The sequence below is a fragment of the Candidatus Eisenbacteria bacterium genome (assembly GCA_005893305.1).
Classification (GTDB): domain Bacteria; phylum Eisenbacteria; class RBG-16-71-46; order SZUA-252; family SZUA-252; genus WS-9.
This window is the reverse complement of the sequence record VBOZ01000033.1, coordinates 131,587-147,575: the sequence shown is the minus strand read 5'-3', so window position 1 is coordinate 147,575 and position 15,989 is coordinate 131,587. Positions and strand designations below refer to the sequence as shown.

General features: G+C 67.8%; 10 protein-coding genes. 8 read left to right on the top strand and 2 right to left on the bottom strand.

Annotation, left to right across the window (positions count from 1 at the left end; translation table 11 throughout):
* The first annotated feature begins 210 nt into the window (after positions 1-210).
* From E6K79_11085 to E6K79_11050, 8 genes are read left to right on the top strand one after another with little or no spacing between them, the layout of a single operon-like run.
* Positions 211-933, top strand: a complete 723-nt coding sequence (locus tag E6K79_11085) for a hypothetical protein (GenBank protein TMQ63180.1) — start codon at positions 211-213, stop codon at positions 931-933.
* The gene (locus E6K79_11080; GenBank protein TMQ63179.1) at positions 828-1,649 is read left to right on the top strand and encodes an HAD family hydrolase; all 822 of its coding nucleotides are present in this window, start codon (positions 828-830) and stop codon (positions 1,647-1,649) included. Before E6K79_11085 ends, E6K79_11080 begins: the two co-directional genes overlap by 106 nt.
* 1 nt (position 1,650) lies before the next feature.
* Positions 1,651-4,155: a hypothetical protein gene (locus tag E6K79_11075; protein TMQ63178.1), complete on the top strand. Its 2,505-nt coding sequence runs from the start codon at positions 1,651-1,653 to the stop codon at positions 4,153-4,155.
* Complete coding sequence (locus E6K79_11070) at positions 4,115-5,761, top strand: tetratricopeptide repeat protein (GenBank protein ID TMQ63177.1); 1,647 nt, start codon at positions 4,115-4,117, stop codon at positions 5,759-5,761. The genes E6K79_11075 and E6K79_11070 overlap by 41 nt, the downstream gene beginning before the upstream one ends.
* A gap of 10 nt (positions 5,762-5,771) precedes the next feature.
* Positions 5,772-6,839 carry a HEAT repeat domain-containing protein gene (locus tag E6K79_11065; GenBank protein ID TMQ63176.1) on the top strand — a complete coding sequence of 356 codons (1,068 nt, stop codon included), beginning with the start codon at positions 5,772-5,774 and terminating at the stop codon, positions 6,837-6,839.
* Between the two features lies 1 nt (position 6,840).
* On the top strand, positions 6,841-8,292 hold the full coding sequence (locus E6K79_11060; protein ID TMQ63175.1) for a glycosyltransferase family 2 protein: 1,452 nt from the start codon (positions 6,841-6,843) through the stop codon (positions 8,290-8,292).
* 37 nt (positions 8,293-8,329) lie between these two features.
* On the top strand, positions 8,330-11,278 hold the full coding sequence (locus E6K79_11055) for a M6 family metalloprotease domain-containing protein (GenBank protein TMQ63174.1): 2,949 nt from the start codon (positions 8,330-8,332) through the stop codon (positions 11,276-11,278).
* Positions 11,275-11,784: a GNAT family N-acetyltransferase gene (locus tag E6K79_11050; GenBank protein ID TMQ63173.1), complete on the top strand. Its 510-nt coding sequence runs from the start codon at positions 11,275-11,277 to the stop codon at positions 11,782-11,784. Before E6K79_11055 ends, E6K79_11050 begins: the two co-directional genes overlap by 4 nt.
* Here E6K79_11050 and E6K79_11045 read toward each other — a convergent pair.
* The gene (locus E6K79_11045; protein TMQ63172.1) at positions 11,738-14,113 is read right to left on the bottom strand and encodes a response regulator; all 2,376 of its coding nucleotides are present in this window, start codon (positions 14,111-14,113) and stop codon (positions 11,738-11,740) included. The two genes, E6K79_11050 and E6K79_11045, sit on opposite strands and share 47 nt — an antisense overlap.
* Positions 14,085-15,806, bottom strand: coding sequence for an ABC transporter substrate-binding protein (locus E6K79_11040; protein ID TMQ63171.1), 1,722 nt, complete (start codon positions 15,804-15,806; stop codon positions 14,085-14,087). The genes E6K79_11045 and E6K79_11040 overlap by 29 nt, the downstream gene beginning before the upstream one ends.
* Between the last annotated feature and the right edge of the window lie 183 nt (positions 15,807-15,989).

Here is a 15,989-nt window from a genome sequence, read left to right as displayed (position 1 = left end):
AGTCTCTCAAGGAGCTCGTCATCTCCGGGAAGATCACCCGCGACGAAGCGCTCGCGCGCTCGACCAACCCGAAGCTCTTCGAGCAGGGGGTCGCGGCGGCAGCGGATCCGTCGGCGCTTCGGCCACGGCCCAAGTCGCCCGTCGGAGCCGGATCGGACCCATCCGCACGTTGACCGCGTTCCCCTCGGCGTGGTATCCGTTGAGGACAAGATGAAGCACGCACCCCTGCTCTGCTCCCTTCTTCTCTTCGCATCATCGGCGTTCGCCGAGCCGGGCGTCACCGACATACGCCTCGGCGCGCCGGCTCCGGCTCCGGTGCCGGTCGACAAAGCCAAAGTGAAGTCGGTCGAGCGGTTCCTCGCGGCACGCCAAACGGGAAGCATCGACCGCGACCTCGCCTCGAAGGCGCGCGCGCTCTTGAGGACGAAGGAGCGGCCGGACGACGCGACGCTGTTCGGCCCCAAAGGGTCGGTTCTCGCGGCCTTCGACTTTCACGACGAAGCGATCGAGCCGGCGGGGGCCGGCCGGTTCCGCCTCTCGGTCTTCCTCTTGTTCGCGAACGCGACGGGCCAGGTCGTGGAGAGCCGCGACGAGGAACTGACGTTCGCGAAGGCGGGCGACACACACATCTGCGAGGGACTCCGCGTGACGAACCGCGTCGAGTGGAGCCAAACGGACGTTCTCGAGGCGGCCCGGTCGCTCGGCGCGACGCGGGAGCTGGATGAGGCTCAGCGCTACCTGCGCCAATCGGTCGCGGGAAAGGGCGCGCGGGTCGCCTACTCCCTCGCAGACGTTCAGAAGAACGCGGACGGCAGAATCATCGTTCAATGTCTCCGATTCAAGTCGGATCCGGGCCGGCGCGGCTTCGATGTGACCACGGCCCCCATCGTCCTGTCACGCAGCGACGATTCGATCCGCGTCGAACCGAACTGAAGCGGTCCGTCCAACCCCAGGTCCATACGATGCGCCTCATCCTGTTCGATATCGATGGCACGCTCCTTCGCGACGGAATGGCGTCGAAGATCGCCTTCGCCCGCGCGCTCCGGGAGACCTACAACGCGACCGGCCCGGTGAACGGATTCAAATTCGCGGGCATGACCGATCCCGAGTGCGTCACCGAGATCATGCGCCTCGCGGGGGTCGACGATCAGACCATCCACACGCGGCGGGAAGAGTGCCTGCGCCGCTACGTGGAGCTGCTCCGGATCGAGATGCCGCTCCACGACGACGCCAAGCTCTATCCGGGCGTTCGGGAGCTGCTCGAGCGGTTGAACAAGCTCGACGACGTGCTCGTGGGGCTCCTCACCGGGAACGTGCTTCGCGGCGCCGAGCTGAAGTTGAAGCGGTGGGATCTGGAGCGGTACTTCCGCTTCGGCGCGTACGGCGATGACCATGAGAATCGCTCGGTCTTGGCGCAAATCGCGCTCGAGAAGGCGCGGAGCCTGTCGGGGCATCCCTTCACGGGCGGCGACACGACCGTGATCGGGGACACGCCGAAGGACATCGCGTGCGCGCGCGCCATCGGGGCCCGCGCCGTGGTCGTCGCGACGGGCTCCGTGAGCCGGGAGGATCTCAAAGAGTCGAAGCCGGATGCGCTTCTCGACTCCTTCGAAAACCACAACGCGGCGCTCCGTGCGCTGTTTCCGTAGGGTGCGGCGGCCGCTCCTCGAGATCGCGACGTGCCTCCTGCTTGGCGCCGCGCCCGCTTGCGCGGGAGAGCCCGCGGCGCGTTCGCCGGCCGCCTCGCGGCCCTCGCCCGCCTTGCCGCCCGCCGCTTCAGCTCTCTGGACCTCGCCGCGCCCCGTTCCCGATCCACGGGCTAAGACGCCCGACCGCGCCGTCTGCGCGCGCGGAGATCGCTTCGAGATCGTGACCGCCGCCGGAGCGCGATCGTTCTTCATCCGCGGCGTCAACCTGGGAGCGGCCCCGCCGGGGCACTTCCCCGGCGAGTTCGCGATCACGAAGGACGACTACCTCCGCTGGCTTCGGTTCGCTCGCGATCTTCACGCGAACGCGATTCGCGTCTACGCGCTCCATCCTCCCGCCTTCTACCAGGCGCTTCGCGAAGAGAACCTGGCACACCCCGGCGCGCCGATCTGGCTCTTCCAGGAGGTGTGGACGGAGCTCCCCGACGCGAACGATTTCTGGGATCGCGCGTTCACGCGCGGCTTCGAGGACGAAACGAGGCTCGCGATCGACGCCGTTCACGGAAACGCCGTCGTCCGGAGCCGGCCGGGCCACGCATCGGGGACCTACGACGCCGACGTCTCCCCGTGGCTCGCGGGCTGGCTCCTGGGCCGCGAGTGGGAGCCGTTCGCCGTGCGGAGGACGGAGATGCTCCACGCCGACTCGACCCGTTTCCGCGGGTCCTACTTCGCCGTCGATGGCGGCACGCCGATGGAGGTCTGGCTCGCCAGGATCTGCGACACGGGTGCCTCGTACGAGGCGACCCGCTATGGCGTCGCCCACGCGGTTTCGTTCGTGAACTGGCCCACGCTCGATCCGATGCGCCATCCGACCGAGACCGAGCTCGGTGGGGCGCAGGCCGAGCACGACGAAGACGCCTACTCGGTCGACCCGACCCGGATCCGGCCCGCGCGGCGCGCCGAGATCGCCTCGGGATTTTTGGGCTACTTCGCGAACTACCACGTCTATCCGTATTACCCCGACTTCATGAACCTCGACCCCGGCTACGCGCGTTATCGCGACAATCACGGCGCGTGCAGCTACGCCGGGTACCTGACGGATTTGAAGGCGCACACGCGCGGCCTTCCGCTCCTGATCGGCGAGTACGGGGTGCCGTCGAGCCGGCGGATCGCGCACGTTCAGCCGCAGGGCATCCATCACGGCGGCGCTTCGGAGGAGGAACAGGGGGCCCAAGACGCGCGCCTCCTGGAAGACATCTCGGGCACCGGCTGCGCGGGATCGCTCCTCTTCGCGCTCTTCGACGAGTGGTTCAAGGTGAACTGGCTCGTCCAGCGGGTCGAGTGGCCCCGGGATCGCGATCCGATCTGGCACAACGTGCTCGACGCGGAGGAGAACTACGGCCTGATCGCATTCGATCCGCCGCCCGCGATCCGGGTCGACGGCGAGACCGACGATTGGGCCGGCGTCGCGCCGTACGCGAGAGCCACGGGTCGCGCCGGCGCCTCTCCGCTGTCCGCGCTCTACGTGACGTCCGACCAGAGCTGCCTTTATCTTCGCGTCGACCTCTCGCCGGGGGCGCTCTCGAGGAAGAGCCGCCCTGGGCCGAGGCGCGGAGGAGAGCCGCGCGGATCGCCGCCGGCCGCACCGGGAGGTGCCGTCCGCGCGATCGGCGTTTCCCTCGACGTGCTCGACCCCGCGCGAGGCGACCGCAGGCTCCCCGCGCCGCTCCGGGCCACCTGGTCGCGCGGCGCGGAGTACGTGCTTCTCATTCAGCCCCCGGAGCGCGGGGCGGCCAGCGGCGTGTTCGACCGGTCGCGTCGATCGGATGGCAGCGCCGAGCTGTTTATCGACGGCTCGATGAACTACTCGACCTACGCCGTGACCCGGACGGCCCGGGGATTCGACTGGAGCCAGAAGCCATTTCGACCGGTCGCGAACAAGGACGGCCTCTACTCGCCGCTCTTGATCGAGACAAATCGGGAGCGGGTCGCTCGCGACGGAACGCTCTATCCGGCGAAGCATGTCGATTGGGGCCGCCTGGCTCCGCAGAAGGAATGGGCGCTCAACGCGGCGGGCTCGACCATCGAGGTCGCCATTCCGTGGGGGCTCCTGAGCGTCGGCGACCCGTCGAGCTTGGCGGTGGTGGATGACAAGCCAGGCACGCGGGATACCGAGACCACCGTGACGCGGGGGATCGGGCTCTTGGCCTGGGCCACGACCGCGGCGGGCTTCGCCGCCGATTCCCTCGGGCCCTCCCTTCCGGGGGCCCGTGCCGCCCGGCCCGAGGAGAGTTACTTTCTCGGCCCGCAAGAAAGCTCGCAAGTGATTTCAGGGCAGGAAGTTATGATAACCACCCCGGAAAGCGCGTCGTACCTATGGAACGGTTGGGAAACGCCGATAACCAGAGAGCATACAAAGCGTTCTGCTATTCGGATCCGGGAAGCCTTTGAGGGAATGGAAGCCCGCGATGAACCTCGACAGACTGGATGGGATGCGGAGAGACGCTAGCCGCCGCGCGCGGCTCTCGTTGACCGCCCTACTTCCGCTCCTTCTGCCTCTTCTTTTGCTCGCCGCGGCGGAGCGCGCTTCGAGTCAGCCCGCGGACGACCAGCCCGCGATAGAGCAACCCACCCATGACAAGCTTGAGGCCGCGCGGGAGAGCGTGGGCGCCCACCGCTACGTCGAGGCGATCCCTCTGCTTAAGGCGGAGCTGGTGGATCACCCCGAGGACGACGACGCGCGCCTCCTTCTGGCGCGGGTCCTCTCGTGGCAACGCCATTTCGACGAATCGATCGCCGAATACAGCGTTCTCCTGAAAAAGAAGCCCGGCGACGCGGGCCTTCGCGCCGATCGGGCGCGCGTGCTCGCATGGTCGGGACGGCACGAAGAGGCGATTCGCGAGTATCGCGCCGCGTTGGCCTCCGACCCGGCGAACGTCGAGACCCGGATCGGCCTCGCCCGCACGCTTGCTTGGAGCGGCGATCTCGCGGGCGCATCGATGATGTACGAGCGGCTCCTGGCGCGAAACCCGGAGCTCGGGGATGCGTGGCTTGGGCTCGCGGCGGTCGCCCGGTGGCGGGGGGCCGCCACCGCATCCGACCGGTTCCTCGAGAAGGCGGAGCGCACGGGCGCCGACTCCGAGGGCGTCGCCGACGAGCGGTCAGCGACGCGCGACGCGCTCCTGCCCTCGGCCGGCGGCGGATGGACCTCGGCCCGCGAGCGGCAGTACGTCGCGGGCCCCGATTTCACGCTCGAGACGGAGGGGCCGTTCGCACTGGCCCGCGCGACGCTCGGACGCGCTGCCCAGGTTTCCGGTCGGGTGGCGTGGCTGACGCTGACCGAGAAGCCGGCGGTCGGCGACTCGACGAACTACGACGTGAAGAGCGTCGACTACCGCACCGACGTCTCCCTTCTGCGCGGGTATCCGTGGCAGGCGGCGTTCGGCGCGGAATATCAGAAGTTCAAGCCGCGCGGCAGCGCCACCCTCTTCCCTCTCCGCGGTGACGATACGTTCTTCGGCTGGAACGGCCGCCTGTGGCGCTACTCGGGGCGGCTCACGCCCCGGATCTCCGCGGGGCGGGAGTACGTCGGGATCAAGGAGACCAGGCCGAGCGGGCCCCGGGAATTCGCGCCCGGGCGCTTCGACAATTACGAGGCCGCGCTCGACTGGCAATGGAACGGCCGCGGCACCGCGGACGCGGCCGCATCGCGCGGATTCTATTCCGACGACAACCGGAGCTGGATGACGACGGGCGGGGTCACCTACCGGGTCAAGACCCGCGTCCCAACGGTCGCGCTCGACGGACGGTTGACCTACCGGGATTGGAATGTTCCGTCGCAGAGCTACTTCACGCCGTTGGCAAGCGTGCGCGGCGCCGCCGGCGTCACCCTGGCCGGCTACGTCGAGCGGTCGGCCCTCGACTACAGCCTGCGCTATGAGTTCGCCGGCATGAGCTCGACGAATTTCAGCGATATCTGGACCAACGCCTGGAGCGGGAACGTCAACATGACCGCGTTCGGCACGCTCCCGCTCTCGATCGAGGGAGCGTATTCGGTCGACAACCACTCTTACGAGACCTGGTTCATCGGTCTCTCCGCGTCGGCGCGATGGTGAGGGGGCGGCGATGATCCACTTCGAGACGCTGATCGTCACCCTCGGGCTCCTGCTCGGCATCGTAGCGTTGACCACCATCGCGGCGATCGCGAACAAGGTCTATTCGAATCGCGAGGCCGATTCCAAGAGACGTTTCCTCGATGAGCTGCGCCGCGCGTTCCTGAAGCTTCGATCCCCCGACGGGCAGCGGGAGGCGATGGCGGTGATCGTGCGCTCGATGACCGGCCGGTGGTCGGAGCTCGCCGCGGTGGAGATCAGCCAGCTCGAGCTCCCGCTACGGCTCGACGTGCTGCGCCACCTGGAGGAGGCCGGCATCGTGGCCCGCCTCCTCCGCGACGCGAAGAGCCGCCTCAAATGGAATCGCGCGCACGCGCTCCGGATCCTGGGCGAGCTCAAGCTTCCCATGTCCATTCCGACGCTGCTCCACGCGCTCGACGACAAGGACCCCGACGTCCGCAACGTGGCCGCCCGGTCCCTCGGGCGGATGAAGCTCCAGGCCGCCGAGGAGGCCCTGATCGCGCTCCTGGGCAAGCACGATCAGGCGGTCTCGGCGCGGATCGCCGCGATCTGTATCGAGATGGGACCCCGCACCGCTCCGCTCCTGATCAAGACCCTTCGCGACGGCACTCCCAAGGCCCGCTTCTGGGCGGCGCGGATCCTGGGCGAAATCGCGGATCCCCGGGCGGCGCGCTCCGTCAGCGAGGCGCTCCAGGATACCGACCCGGATGTCCGCTCGGCCGCCGTCTGGGCGATCGGGATGATCGCGGACCGGTCGAGCGCGCCGACGATCGCTCCGCTTCTCCAGGATCCGGTCTGGTATGTCCGGGCTCACGCGGCGGAGGCCCTGGGGAAGATCGCCGACCCGTCGTTCGCGAGCTCCCTCGGGGAGGCGCTCCGAGACCAGTCGTGGTGGGTGCGTCGGAACGCGCTCGAGGCGCTGGTCCGCGTGGGAGAGGCAGCGAAGCCGGCGCTCATGACCGCCCTGGAGAGCGAGGACCGGTTCGCACGCGACAGCGCCGTGGAGGCGCTCGCATCCCTGGGAGTCACCGCGATCGCGCCCAGGCGGGAAGGAGCCTAACGTGCACGGCTGGACTGTTCCCCCCTGGGGGATGGATGTGATCAACACGACGAGCCTCGTCATCCTGATCTACTTCAGCGCGCTCCAGCTCGTGCTCTTCGGACTCCTGATTCTCTCCTTCTTCGACATGCGGCGCCGGCTCGCGCAGAACTTCTACGCCGACTATGAGGCCGTCGCCAAGTCCCACTTCACCTTCCCGATCACGGTCCTCGTGCCCGCGTACAACGAAGCGGCCGGCGTGATCGATTCGGTGCGCTCCGTTCTCTCGCTCGACTACCCGCAGCACGAGGTCATCGTCATCAACGACGGATCGACCGACGACACGATGGAGCGCCTGCGCCAGGAGTTCCGCCTGGAGCGGCGCGATCTGGTCTTCCGGAAGAGCCTCGAGATCAAGGGCGCGATCCGCGGCCTCTACCGATCGGCGACGACCCCGCATCTGACCGTCATCGATAAGGAGCACGCCGGCAAGAGCGACGCGCTGAACGCGGGGCTCAACCTGTCGCGCTACCCGCTCTTCTGCACGATCGACGCCGATTCGCTGTTTCAGGAAAACGCGCTCCTGCGCGTCGTGCGTCCGTTCCTCGAGGATCCGGATCGCGTGATCGCCGTGGGGGGCCAGGTGCGGGTCGCGAACGGATGCCGCGTCGAGCGCGGCCGGGTCGTCGAGCCGAGGCTGCCGACGAACATTCTCGCCGCGTTTCAGGTGGTCGAGTATCTCCGCGCATTCGTGGCGAGCCGCCTTGGCCTCTCCGCGATGAACAACCTTCTCATCCTCTCCGGCGTCTTTAGCCTCTTCCGGAAGGACGTGGTGATCGAGGTGGGCGGCTACCGCGGGGGAGTGGTGACGGAGGACATGGAGCTGGTGCTCCGCCTGCATCGCAGGATGCGCGAGCAGCGCCGTCCCTATGCGGTCGTCTTCCTCCCGGATCCGATCTGCTGGACGGAGGTGCCCGAAACCCTCGGCGCCCTCGCGCGCCAGCGAAACCGGTGGTACCGCGGGCTCATCCACTCGCTCTGGCTCCACAAGTCGCTGCTCTGGGGGAAACACTCGGGCTCGCTCCGCTGGATCGGGCTCCCGTACTATTTCTTCTTCGAATTCATGGGGCCGATCGTGGAGTTGGTGGGTTACGTCCTGATTCCGATCTGCTACTTTCTCGGTATTCTTTCGCCCGTCTTTTTCTGGGCGTTCCTCTTCCTCTCCGTGACCTCGGGCGCCTTTCTGTCGATCTCCTCGGTCTTCCTGGAAGAGCTCTCCTTCGGTCTCTACCGCTCCTGGGGTGATTTCGCCCAGATGGTCGGCATCGGCGTCCTCGAGAACTTCTCCTACCGCATCCTCACTCTCTTCTTTCGCTTAGGCGCCTTGGTGGATATCATCTTAGGGCGTGGTGGCTGGGGGAAGCAGGAGCGCGCCGGATTCGGACGCGCGAAGCCCGTTCCCGCACAACTCTAAGCGACCCCACAACTTCGACTGCCGGGTGGAGGCTTCCGTGCGCCTGTTGGGGCTCGTCGCGGGGCTATGCTTGCTGCTTGCCGAGTCGACCGCGCACGCGGCGCCTCCTCTGGATGTTGCAGGCAGGCGCGGAAGTCGCGACCTTTCCCGAGCCGGAACGCCGTTCCGGATACCCCATCGCGCACCCGGCGTCGACGCGGCCGAGACGATGGCCGCGGGCGCCATCGGCACGTTCAAGTGCGTCGTGATCCTCCTCCAATTCCGCGACAACCCCGCCGACACGCTCAACCACACCGCCGCCGAGTATCAGGATCTCCTCTTCTCGGTCGGCACGCGTCCCGGCGGCAGCTTTCGGGACTACTACCGGGAAGTATCGCGCGGGCAGTTCGACGTGGATGGAGTCGTGCTCGGTTGGTACACGGCGGACAGCCTCTATAGCTACTACACGAACGGCCAGTCCGGCTTCGGCGTGTTCCCCAAGAACTCGCAGGGGATGGTGGCCGACGCCGTCGACCTCGCCAATCCCGACGTCGATTTCTCCCAGTTCGACAACAACGGGCCCAACGGCGCTCCCGACGGATTCGTCGACGGGCTATTCGTCGTGCACGCGGGACCGGGCGGCGAGGAGACGGGGAGCGGAAACGACATGTGGTCCCACAAATTCACGCTGCCCGGGTCGCTGATCAAGGACAACGTGCGGATGTCCGCGTTCACCACCGAGCCCGAGGAGTGGGCATACGACTCTCCGATCTCGACCGCGGGAGGGCTGATCTCGATCGGGGTCTTCTGCCACGAGTTCGGCCATGTCCTCGGGCTCCCGGATCTGTACGACTTGAGCGCGTCCCCGGGCGCAACGGAGGGCGTGGGGGAATGGGATCTCATGGGCTCGGGCGTCTACTGCCATCTCGCGGGGCAAAACGCGGGGTCGAGCCCCGCGCACATGTCGGCGTGGTCCAAGATCCGGCTCGGATGGATCGCACCGACCTGGGTGCTCCACGACTCGGCGGGCGTCACGATTCCGCCGGTGGAATCGTCGGGCCAGGTGTTCCGCCTCTGGACGAACGGGGAGGATTCCCAGGAGTACTTCCTGGCCGAGAATCGCCAGCCGGTCGGCTTCGACGCGGGACTCGTCCGCTCGTCCATCGAGGCGGGGGACGGCGCGACACACGGCCTCGTCATCTACCACGTCGACGACGCGCTCACCTTCGCTCAGGGCAATAACAACGCCGCGCACAAGCTGCTCGACGTGGTGGAGGCCGGCGGAGCGGAGATTCTCTCCGGCTTCATGGGCGCGCAGAATCTGGACGTGCACCGCGGCGCGCTCGCTCCGCAGACTTCGTGCGGGCAGACGAGGAACGTGGAAGGAAACCGAGGCGACAAGTACGATCCCTGGCCCGGGCCGGAAGGTGCGACCTCGTTCGATCCCAGCTCCTGCCCGAGCAGCAAAACCTACTGCGACAATCGGCCGAGCCAGGTCGCGATCAAGAATCTCTCGGAGAGCTCGGGCAACATCACAGCCGATTTCTTCGTGAACGGCATCTCCGTGCGACACAAGGCGGTCGTGGTCAACGATTCTCCCTTCAACGGGTTTCCGAACAACGGCAACGGCCTCGCCGAGCCGGGCGAGACGGTCCGCCTCAGGCTCCCGCTCGTGAATCTCGCGGCGGCACCGACCGGCCCGCTCAAGGCGAGGCTTCGGTCGGAGTCCTTCATGACCATCGACCCGGACTCCGTCCTGTACGGTTCGATTCCTAGCTTCGGGGGGGTCGACTCGGGCTCCGTGATCCAGGCGACCATTCTTTCCACTCCCGACCCGCGCGGGGTGAACCTGTCTTTCTCGATCCTCGCCGCGCCGGGTCTGGTCGACAGCGACAGCGTTCAGGTTCTCGTGGGGACGAAGACCGGCATTTGCGAAAACTTCGAGAACGAGGTGCGCCGCTGGGCCGCGGCGTCCGGAGACTGCAACGGGGCGAACGAGTGGCACCGCGAGGGGGGGCTCGATCATACGCTGGGCGCCTCGTTCGCGTGGCGCCTGGGTCCGAGCGGCACGATCGGGAGCTACGCGCCCTCGCAGGATGCCCGGCTCATGTCCCAGCCGATCCGCCTCGCCGGCATCGCGGACACGCTCACATTCTGGCAGCGCTACGACAGCGAGCCCGTCAACGACGGCCTCACGGTCGAGGCATCGACCGACGGCGGCGAGACGTGGATCACGCTCACACCGGTCGGCGGCTACTCGAACGGAGATCGATGGACGGGGCGCGTGCTTCCGTTCACCCAAGCCAAGGTTCCGCTCACGGGCCTGTCCGGGGTCGTGCAGATCGGGTTCCGTTTCCGGTCGAACGATTCGCTCGAGGGGCTGGGCTGGTGGATCGACGACGTGACCGTGACTGGGAACGACCAGTGCGCGCCGATCGCCGTAGAGGTCACGCGCTTCGACGCGGCGGTGGTGCCCGGCCGGACCGCGGTTGCTCTCGAGTGGAAGCTCGCGGACGCAATCGGCGCCGCGGTCGGGCTCGACCGCGCGTTCGGCGCGGAGCCGCGCCGGCGCATCGCGACGATCCATGCGGAACGAAACGATGGAATGCTTGAAGACGCTGATGTGATCCCCGGGCTGACCTACTCCTACTGGATCACGGTCTCGCGCCCGGGCGAGCTGGATGCCGAGGCGGGGCCGGTTCGCGTCACGATCCCCTCAGGCGCGCCGCGGGTTCTCGCGATGGGCCGGATCCGGCCGAACCCGTTCCGGCCGAGCGCTCAATTCTGGGTCTCGCTGGACCGGGACGGCCCCTATGTGGTACGCGTGTTCCGCGCCGACGGGTCGCTCGTCCGTACCCTGGCCGACTCGCGCGGGCGTGAGGGGACCTTGCCGTTCACGTGGGACGGTACCGATGACCGCGGGAGACCGGTCGGGGCCGGAATCTACCTGTTCCGGCTGCAGGCTCAAGGGAGGGTGCGCGTGCAGAAGGCGGTTCTCTTGCGATGAGCGCGTCGACGACGACCCGAATCGACGGACCATTGGTTTACCTGGAAGTCCCCGGACCGGAGCACCTTCCCACGATCTGGAAGGTCTACCTCGACGCCCCCGATTACTTCGAGGCCCTCACCGGCTCCTCCGACTTCGACCCCGGGGACATCGAGATGATGTACGAGGACGCGATCACCGACGACGCGCGGTACTACTTCGCGGTCCGCCGGACGGACAACAAGAGCCTGATCGGAACGCTGGAAGTCGAGGTCGGCTCCGCGGAGGTTCCGTCGGTGCTGCGCGGGCTCGTGCTGTCGCAGGCGGAGCGGGGCCGCGGCTACGGCCGCGCCGCGCTCGAGCTGCTCGAGGGATTTCTCGTGGAGGAACACGGCGCGACGTCGATCGCGGCCGATGTGCCCGCGGGCTATGACGACGGAGAGCGGTTTCTCGAGGCGGTCGGCTACCGCGAGCGACGGCTCAAGTCGGGCGATATGAGGTGGGTGAAGCGGCTCGAGGTAGCGTGACCGGTCCGCCGTTGATGGCCTGATTCACCTTCGAGATCAGATCCTCTACGTCGAAGGGCTTCGCGACCACGAAATTCACGCCGTGCTCGGTCACCATCTCCTCGCTGATCGTGGCCCCCCAGCCCGTGACCAGCCCAAGGATCAGGCCCGGTGAACCCTCCCGGCGCACGGTGCGCGCCACGTCCCAGCCGCTTAAGTCCGGCATGCCGATGTCGGAGAGGACCGCGTCGAACGTGGCGCCGCGGAACCGCTCGATCCCCTCGGTGCCAGAGGAGGCGGTCTCCACGACGTGGCCACTCTCCTCCAGAGCATCGCGGAGGACGCGCAGGATCTCGGGCTCATCGTCCACCACGAGGATCCGGGCCTGGAACGGCGCGCGGACCATCTGGCGTCCCGGCTGCGCGTTCTTCTCCCGGTCGGTTGCAGGGAAGCGCATCCGGACGACCGTACCTGCGTCCGGGATCGTGTCGACCTCCACCGTGCCGCGGTGCCGCGACACGATCCCGTAGACCATGGAGAGTCCGAGCCCGTTTCCGGAGACTCCCTTCGTGGTGAAGAAGGGCTCGAACATCCTGCCCCGTATCTCCTCGGTCATGCCCACGCCGTTGTCGGCGACCTCCAGGATCGCGAACCGCTCTTCCGAGCGGCAGCGGATCGTGATCGTCCCACCCTTCGGGAGCGCGTCGACCGAATTGAAGATGAGATTCGTGAGCGCCTCGCGGATCTCCGCGCGCGACCCGAGAATCGGGCGCGGATCCTCGACTTCGATCTTCGTCTCGACCTTGACGCCGCGACGCTCGCTCTCGTTCTTCCACTTGCCGCGCGTGATCTCCACGACCTCCTCGGCGAGCGCCGGCAGATCGATCACCTCTTGGGCCCGGTCCTCGCGGACGCGGCTGAATTGCTGGATCCGCCGGACCGCTTCGCCGGCGTCCATCGCGGCCTGGCGAACGACCTGGAGACCGGCCGCCGTCTCCGGATCGGTGGCCCGCATGAGGAGGAGCTGCGCCCGGCCGAGAATGATGCCGAGGTTGTTGTTGAAGTCGTGGGCCACGCCCGCCGCCAGCTCGCCGAGGGCGCGGAGCTTCTCGCCCCGGGTGAGCCGCTCTTGAAGGTCGCGGAGCGCCGTCACGTCGGAGAGCAAGATCATCGTCGCGGGCGCGTTCTGGAAGACGAGGGGAGCGATCTGCATCTCGACGAAGATCCGGCGACCCGATGCGTGGAGCACCTCCGCCGCGAGCTGCGTGCGAGGATGCTCGGGGGTCGCGAAGGCTTCCAGAATCGCCGGAACCGACTCCCCGGCGAAGAGGGTCACCGCGTCGAAGCCGGCGCGGAGCAGCTCGGCGGCCGCGCGGCCGGTCATCTGCTCGATCGCCGGATTCGCGAATACCGCTTTCCCCGATTGTAGGATGAGGATGCCCTGGGGCGCGCTCTCGACGAGGATCCGGTACTTGCCCTCGGACTCCGCCAGGGCGTGCGTCCGGGCCTGGACGGCCGCTTCGAGGCCTTGGTTCAGGCGCGCCAGGTTTTCACGGCTCGCCAGGGCCTCGGCCTGCTGGCGCTGCACCTCGTCGGCCATCCGGTCGAAATGCCATGCGAGCGTCTCGATCTCGTCGCCGCTCTTGAGATGGAGACGCTGGGAGTAGTCGCCCTGGGCGATCGCGCGCGTGGCGGCCACCAGCCGGTCCATCGGGCGCGTGATTCCTCGCGCCGCGAGGCGCGCGCCGACGAGGCAGAGAATCGCCGCGAGGAGGCCGGCGATGATCAGATGCTGCGTGAGCGCCGCGATCTCCCGATCGAGCCCCTCGAGGGAGATCCCGACCCGCACGGTGCCCCACTTGACCTGGTATCCCTCGACGTAGACCGGGAGAAGAATCTCGAGGATTCGCCCGCCCCCGGGCCGGTTCGGCTCGATGAAGCTCCAGTGCTCCTCGCGCACGGCCTGCGCCGTGAAGTCGGCCGCGTCGCGCGGGGGCTGACCGAAGGAATTCTGGGAGCGGCTGTCGGCGGCGATCTGGCCTTCCTTGTCATAGATCACGACGTAGGCGATCTCGCTGCCGGCCTGGGAGCGGCTGGCCGCCTGGTTCAGCGCGATGTAGTTGTAGGAGAGAAGCGAGGGCGTGGAGAGCCACGCGATGCTGCGCGCCACCGCGAAGCCGCGCTTCCGGGTCTCGCGGAGGAGCGAGTCCGTCTCGCTCCGCACGAAGAAGGTGACGGCGGCCGAGACGAGCCCGACCACGATCACCCCGAAGGTGATGAAGATACGGGCCTGAAGGCCGGCGCGGGGCCGCCGCGGACCGTCAGCGACCGGCGCTTCGCCGTTCCTCATCGTGCCTCGGCCCCGCGAAGCGGAGCTTCTCCATGGCCAGCGTGGAGATTCCCAACGGGTTCATTTCCAGTCCCACGACCTCGTCGCGCAGGCCGATGAAGCTGGCCGGGTTGTGAAGCGGGACGAAGGGGGCCTCGCGAAGAATCAGCTCCTCGGCGTGCTCGTAGGCGCTCTGGCGCAGGGTGGGATCGTCCGCGCCTCGCGCCACGTCCAGGAGCGAGTCGACCGTCGAGTTCGAGTAGCGGAAGTAGTTCGTTCCGCTGGACGAGTAAAAGAGCGCCCGAAGGAACGTATCGGGGTCGGGGATGTCGGCCACCCAGGACAGCGCGAACATCGGGGCTTTTCGCGCGGTGATGAGGCGGTCGAGGACCGCCCACGTCACGTAGCGGGTTTCCACGGGGATGCCGGCCGCGGCAAGCGAGCGGACCATGAGCGAATCGACCTGAAGGGTCTTGGCGTTGGTCGTGCTCCGACGGTAGAGCCGGAGCTTCGGCAGCGGGTTTTCCGGACCAAATCCGGCCTCGGTCAGCAACGCGCGGGCCCGCGCGACATCGTGCGGATAGGTCTTCTGGATCGGCGTGTACCCGGGAAGGCCGGGAGGGAGAATCCCCTGCGCGAGTGTCTTCCCCTCGGGCTGGAGGTCGAGCATGGCCTGACGGTCGACCGCGAGCGCGATCGCGCGGCGGACACGCGGGTCGTCGAGCGGCTTGATGGTCGCGTTCATGCCGAGGAAGGCGAGGCTCAGATCCTGCCACCGGAGCATCGTGATGCCGCGGCGCGCGCGAAATTCCTCGATCCGATCGGCGGGAAGGGCGCTCAGCGTCGCCCGCCCGTCGAGGAGCGCGTCGGCTCCCAGCGAGGTCACGTCGCCCTGCGGCGCGTGGAAGATCAGGGTGTCGATGGCGGGGCGTCCCATGAAGTAGTCGGGGTTCGCGGCGAGCACGACGCCCTGAGCCCCCTCGCGGCGCACGAAGCGGAACGGGCCGCAGCCCACGGGCGTGACTTCAAGGGCCTGCTTGCCGCGCGCCTCCAGCACCTCGCGGGGCACGGCCGAGGTCTGATCGAGCGCCAGCGCGGTCAAGAGCGGACGGTACGGCCGGCTCAAGTGGATCCGGAGTCGGCGGTCGTCGAGAACCTGGATGCCCCGCACCGCCTTCGCCTTCCCCCCGATGAACTCCGGCACGCCCTCGATCGCGTCCAAGTATCCGGCCGCGAGGCCTTCCGAGAGAAAGGGCTCGGTGAACACGCGCGTGAGGCTGAAGGCGAAATCGCCGGCGGTCACGGCGCGCCCGTTGTGGAAGCGCACGCCTTCGCGGATGTGAAAAACATAGGTCAGGCCGTCGCGCGAGATCGTCCAGCTGTCCGCCGCTTGGGGCGTCGGCTCGAGGCTCGAGGTGAGGCCCACGAGGGGGCTGTAGATCTGTGCGATGACCGTCGACGAGTACGCGTCCGATGCCAGCGCCGCGTCGAGGTTCGTCGGGTTCTCCTGGAAGAATCGGAATACCGTCGGCCCTGGTTTCGGCTCGGGCGGCCGCGCGGTGCCGTGCGCACCGGGCGGGGTGGAGCCGTCGGTGCCGGCGGGACGAAACGCCGCTGGCTTCCAGACGATGGGGATCGCGACGGCGAGGGCGACGAGCGCCAGCGCGGAAACCGCGATTACCGCTGGCCCGGGCTTGATCGGAAACGATTTCATCGGACGGATCTCTCTCCGGGTGCCGCGGTCTGAATTCCGGTTCTGGAGCAGGCGGCGGAACTAAACGGCCCCCGCGCACCGGCGACCGTTAGTCCCCGTTACATATCGACTTCTGGGGCGATCTTATTGAGGGGATTCTGGGAGGTTGGCGGAGACGCGGAGAGTGGGCTCGCGCTATAACTG